This window comes from Nocardioides guangzhouensis (assembly GCF_004519545.1).
Taxonomy (GTDB): domain Bacteria; phylum Actinomycetota; class Actinomycetes; order Propionibacteriales; family Nocardioidaceae; genus Nocardioides; species Nocardioides guangzhouensis.
In genome coordinates this window covers 1-4,043 of sequence record NZ_SDKM01000088.1, presented here as the reverse complement: position 1 = coordinate 4,043, position 4,043 = coordinate 1, and the positions used below count along the sequence as shown (strand labels likewise).

Here is a 4,043-nt window from a genome sequence, read left to right as displayed (position 1 = left end):
TCGGACCACCGGTGATGACGTCGGTCGCGAACGTGCGGGAGATGCCGTACGCGAAGTCCTCGCAGGTGACCGGCTTGCCGTCCTCCCACTTGACACCGTCGCGGAGGGTGAACTCCCATGTCTTCGCGTTGTCGCTCGGGGTGCCGGTGTCGGTGGCTACGTCAGGAACGAGGTCCGTGGCGTGGGCAGGGTCCTCGGTGGCCGGGAAGGTCAACAGCCCCCGGTTGGTGAGCCGGTTGAAGTTCGTCAGGTCGCGCCCGATGTACATCCGCTGCGGGTCGATGTGCTCGACGGTCCGGGTGCCGCCCAGGTAGTAGAGCGTGCCTCCCTTGGTCCCCTCCTTGGTGCTCGAGCCTCCGCCACTGGTGGAACCGCCTCCGCAGGCGGCCAGCCCGACGGCGACCAGGGCCGTCGCCGCCACGGCGACGATCGGCTTGCGCTTGCTGGTCATGCGTCCTCCTCTCCCCGTGCCACGCCGATTGCGCGACGCTCCGAGCGTCCCGCCGCTGACACCCCCGGTGCCGCACCTCATCGACCATGGCGATGGTTCGATCGCTGATCACGATGCCCGCGCCGTCCTCGCGCCCGCGGATGGTGCGATTTCCCCACGGGTGCTCCGGCACCCGGCCGGCCGGGCGGGCGAGCCCGGTCCCCCGTTCTCCTGTCGGGATCGCCCGCCGTCACCTCGGTGCTGCTGCGCGTCCCGGGCACGATGTGGTCAGGTTGTGTGCAGGTCCGTCGGGCGATCCTGCACGGACCCGACCGGAGGAGAGCCCATGTTCGACCTCGTCAACGGCCTGCCCGTGCACCCGCTCGTGGTCCATGCCGTCGTCGTGCTGCTTCCGCTGGCCTGCCTGGGCACCATCGCGATCGCCGTCCGGCCCGCCTGGCGCCGGCGGTACGGCGTGCTGGTGGTCGCCTGCGCAGCCGCTGCCACCGTCCTCATCCCGGTGGCCACCTCCAGCGGCGAGGAGCTCGAGCACCGGGTCGGCGACCCCGGCAGCCATGCCGAGCTCGGCGACCAGCTGATCTGGTTCGCGGTCCCGCTGCTGGTGCTGTCCGCCGCGCTGGTGTGGCTGGACCGGCGTGCCGCAACCTCCGGTGGCGACGACGCGCCCCGGAGCACCGGGCGGGCCGGTCAGGTGGTGGCGGTGCTGGCGCTGGTGGCCGCGGTCGCCACGTCCGTGCAGGTCTACCGGGTCGGCGACTCCGGCGCTCGGGCGGCCTGGGGCGACCAGGTGTCGTCCTCGTCCCCGTCGTCGGCGGACTGAGGGAGCCAGTCCGCCGATGGCACGCGTCGCGGTCTGCGAGGACGACCCGGGGATCCGCCGGGTCGTCCTCGAGGCGCTGCGCCTCGCCGGCCACGACGCGGTGGTCGCCCACGACGGCGGGGAGGCGCTGCGACAGTTCGCCGGGGACGACGCGATCGACGTCGTGGTGCTCGACATCGGGCTCCCCGACGCCGACGGGCGCGACGTCTGCCTGGCGCTGCGCTCGGCCGGCCAGACCGCGCCGGTGCTGTTCCTGACCGCGCTCGGCAGCGTCCACGACAAGCTCTCGGGGTTCGGGGTCGGCGCCGACGACTACCTGGCCAAGCCGTTCGACGTGAAGGAGCTGCTCGCCCGGCTCGACGTCCTGGCCCGCCGGGGGCGTGGCGAACGCGACCGGCCGCCCGCCGAGCTGGTGCTCGACCCGGCCCGGCACTCGCTGACCTGCGGTTACCGCGAGGTCATGCTCACCCCCACGGAGTTCCGGATGCTGGCCGCGATCACGTCCCGTCCCGGCGAGGTGGTGCGCCGCCGGGCCGTGGTCGCGGCCGCGTGGCCTGACGGCGCGGTGGTCAGCGAGAACACCGTGGACTCCTTCGTGCGCAAGATCCGCGGCAAGCTCGACGAGGTCGGCTCCCCGGTGAGCCTCCAGACGGTCCGGGGCGTGGGGTTCACGCTGCGATGATCATGGGATGGACGGCGAGGTGACGGAGCCGGTCCCCGAGCGACGGTGGCTGCCCACGTCGTTCCGGACCCGGATCATGCTGTCCGCCGTCGCGCTCGCCGGGGTGGTCACCGTGCTCGCCGGCCTCGGCATCCAGCTGGTCCTGGAGGTCACTGCCTCCCGCGACATCGAGCGGGTGCTCGAGGACCGCGCCGACGCCGTCGTCACAGTGGTCCGCTCCGGCTCGGACGACGGCTCGCTGGTCCCGGAGGACGGGCTCGACCCCGGCGTCGCGCTGTACGACGGCCGCGCACGGCTTCTGTCCGGCAGCCTGCCCGCCGCGGCCCGCCCGAAGGGCCCGGACCTGGCCCGGGACGCGCTGGCCGACGGCGGGACGCGCACTCTCGAGCTGGGCGAGGACGTGCGGCTACGGGTGGTGCCGTTGACCACCGAGTCCGGGAAGCGCGCGGTCGTGGTGGTCAGCGAGGACCTCGCGCCGTACGAGCGCTCCGAGGTCTACGCGTTCGTCACCACCACGATCCTCGGCGTGCTGCTGATCGGGCTCACCGCGCTGCTGGCCCGGCGGATCACCAGCCAGGCGCTGGCACCTGTGACCCGGATGGCCGAGCGGGCCGAGGAGTGGAGCGAGCACGACCTCGGCCACCGGTTCGCGATGGGTCCCCCGACCAACGAGCTCGCCGCGCTCGGCGCCACCCTCGATCACCTGCTCGACCGGGTCGCGCACGCCATCCGGTCCGAGCAGCGGCTGACCAGCGAGCTCGCGCACGAGCTGCGGACCCCGCTGACCACGATCCAGGGGTCGGCCGACCTCGCGCTCCTGCGTGGCGTGGACGACCCCGCCACCCGCGAGGACCTCGAGCAGGTCGCGGCCTCGGCGCGGGAGCTCGCGGAGGTCGTGACCACACTGCTCGACCTCGCGCGGGACGTGCAGGCCGACGGCAGCTGCCACGTCGCGGACCTCCGGGAGGGCATCCGGGGCCTGGTGCCGGACGGCGTCGCCCTGGATGACCGCACCGGGACGTCCCGGGCCCGGATCGCCGCACCTCGGGCCCTGGTGCTGCGGGCCCTGGCACCTCTGGTCGAGAACGCCGCCCGGCACGCGACCAGCCGGGTGACCGTGACCGCGACGGACGCCGCGGACGCGGTGCTGGTGACGGTCGCCGACGACGGGCCGGGCATGGACGAGGCGACCCGGGCGGCACTGTTCCGGCCGGGCGCGTCCTCCAGCGGCGGCACCGGGCTCGGGCTCGCGATCTCCCGCCGGGTGGCCCGGTCGCTCGGCGGGGACGTGCTCCTCGACGACACCGGGGACGCAGGCCGGCGGGGGGCTGTCTTCGCGCTCCGGCTGCCGCTCCTGTAGCTCCGGCCCCGCGGCACTGCCGACCACGCGCCGGACGGGACGGTCCGGGGTCCGGTACGCCCCCTTTTCAGGAGCCCGTTCGCGACGTATGGTTCCCAAGGGACGGCGTCCGGGGGGACCCGTTCCTGGGGGTGAGACATCGTGGACGACGCGCGCGTCCGGCGCTACATGGAGCGCTATGGGTTCGACCGACCGCGGGCCGAGGCGCTCGCTGCGGCGATGACCAGGCCGTCGGCGACGGCCGGAGACGACGAGCAGGACCGGGATCCGCACGACGGGCTGGCGGTGCGTCCGCTGCGCAGCGCCTGACGGCCGGCCCGGCCAGCGTCCGACGGACGGCCGGGAATCGCGGGCAAGTCGAGGCACTCGGCTGGTGCCACGGTGGATGCTGGGGTCGTGACGACACGACCCGACATGCGGGTGCTCGTGGCCGAGGACGACGCCCGGCTGGCCGAGGTGCTGCACCAGGCCCTCGAGGAGGCCGGCTGGGAGGTCGAGACGGTCGGCGACGGCCGATCGGCGCTGGGCCGGGCGCTGCCCGGCGGGGTGCCCTACGACGTCCTGCTGCTGGACCGCATGCTGCCGGGCCTGGACGGGCTCGTGGTGTGCCGGAAGCTGCGCGACCTCGGGGTGGACACGCCGGTGCTGATGCTCACCGCGCTCGGGCAGACCCCCGACAAGATCTCGGGCCTCGACGCGGGCGCGGACGACTACGTCACCAAGCCGTTCG

The 4,043-nt window shown here is 74.1% G+C and carries 6 protein-coding genes; 5 read left to right on the top strand and 1 reads right to left on the bottom strand.

What is annotated here, in order from left to right:
- Positions 1–451, bottom strand: a 451-nt coding sequence (locus EKO23_RS24360; protein ID WP_246051297.1) for an ABC transporter substrate-binding protein, incomplete at its 3' end; no start/stop codon positions are given.
- A gap of 325 nt (positions 452–776) precedes the next feature.
- On the opposite strand from EKO23_RS24360, the gene EKO23_RS24355 reads away from it, so the two are divergent.
- From EKO23_RS24355 to EKO23_RS24340, 5 genes are all read left to right on the top strand, one after another.
- Complete coding sequence (locus EKO23_RS24355) at positions 777–1,271, top strand: DUF2231 domain-containing protein (protein ID WP_134721119.1); 495 nt, start codon at positions 777–779, stop codon at positions 1,269–1,271.
- 16 nt (positions 1,272–1,287) lie between these two features.
- Positions 1,288–1,953, top strand: a complete 666-nt coding sequence (locus EKO23_RS24350; RefSeq protein WP_134721117.1) for a response regulator transcription factor — start codon at positions 1,288–1,290, stop codon at positions 1,951–1,953.
- Between the two features lie 7 nt (positions 1,954–1,960).
- Positions 1,961–3,313 carry a sensor histidine kinase gene (locus EKO23_RS24345; protein WP_134721115.1) on the top strand — a complete coding sequence of 451 codons (1,353 nt, stop codon included), beginning with the start codon at positions 1,961–1,963 and terminating at the stop codon, positions 3,311–3,313.
- A 141-nt stretch (positions 3,314–3,454) separates the two neighbouring features.
- On the top strand, positions 3,455–3,622 hold the full coding sequence (locus EKO23_RS25575; protein WP_167880640.1) for a hypothetical protein: 168 nt from the start codon (positions 3,455–3,457) through the stop codon (positions 3,620–3,622).
- Positions 3,623–3,709: 87 nt separating this feature from the next.
- On the top strand, positions 3,710–4,043 hold a 334-nt coding region (locus EKO23_RS24340), incomplete at its 3' end, for a response regulator (RefSeq protein WP_281280999.1).

Excerpts from the sequence above, each read along its gene's own strand:
- EKO23_RS24355 (WP_134721119.1), top strand. The coding sequence starts at position 777 with ATGTTCGACCTCGTCAACGGCCTGCCCGTGCACCCGCTCGTGGTCCAT.
- EKO23_RS24350 (WP_134721117.1), top strand. The coding sequence starts at position 1,288 with ATGGCACGCGTCGCGGTCTGCGAGGACGACCCGGGGATCCGCCGGGTC.
- EKO23_RS24345 (WP_134721115.1), top strand. The coding sequence starts at position 1,961 with ATGGACGGCGAGGTGACGGAGCCGGTCCCCGAGCGACGGTGGCTGCCC.